The sequence below is a fragment of the Modestobacter sp. I12A-02662 genome (genome assembly GCF_041028325.1).
Lineage (GTDB): Bacteria > Actinomycetota > Actinomycetes > Mycobacteriales > Geodermatophilaceae > Modestobacter.
In genome coordinates this window covers 1-773 of sequence record NZ_JABGDE010000033.1, presented here as the reverse complement: position 1 = coordinate 773, position 773 = coordinate 1, and the positions used below count along the sequence as shown (strand labels likewise).

General features: G+C 51.9%; 1 rRNA gene. It reads left to right on the top strand.

The annotated features are described in order from the left end of the window. Positions 1–204: 204 nt before the first annotated feature. Positions 205–773 (top strand): 16S ribosomal RNA (locus HL189_RS22460); the annotation flags it as partial.

The window sequence follows — 773 nt, the reverse complement described above, 5'->3', positions numbered from 1 at the left end:
CTGAAAGAGGAAAGCGTAATATACGCCACCTCGCAACGGTGAGCGAAAGCCGCGTTGCACTGCTCTGTAACAATTTATCAGACAATCTGTGTGGGCACTCAAAGTGACATGGATTCTTAATGTCTTCGGACAATAAATGAATACCAAGTCTCTGAGTGAACATACGTAATTCATTACGAAGTTTAATTCACGAGCATCAAACTTAAATTGAAGAGTTTGATCATGGCTCAGATTGAACGCTGGCGGCAGGCCTAACACATGCAAGTCGAGCGGCAGCGGGAAGTAGCTTGCTACTTTGCCGGCGAGCGGCGGACGGGTGAGTAATGTCTGGGAAACTGCCTGATGGAGGGGGATAACTACTGGAAACGGTAGCTAATACCGCATAACGTCGCAAGACCAAAGAGGGGGACCTTCGGGCCTCTTGCCATCAGATGTGCCCAGATGGGATTAGCTAGTAGGTGGGGTAACGGCTCACCTAGGCGACGATCCCTAGCTGGTCTGAGAGGATGACCAGCCACACTGGAACTGAGACACGGTCCAGACTCCTACGGGAGGCAGCAGTGGGGAATATTGCACAATGGGCGCAAGCCTGATGCAGCCATGCCGCGTGTATGAAGAAGGCCTTCGGGTTGTAAAGTACTTTCAGCGGGGAGGAAGGTGCTGAGGTTAATAACCTCAGCAATTGACGTTACCCGCAGAAGAAGCACCGGCTAACTCCGTGCCAGCAGCCGCGGTAATACGGAGGGTGCAAGCGTTAATCGGAATTACTGGGC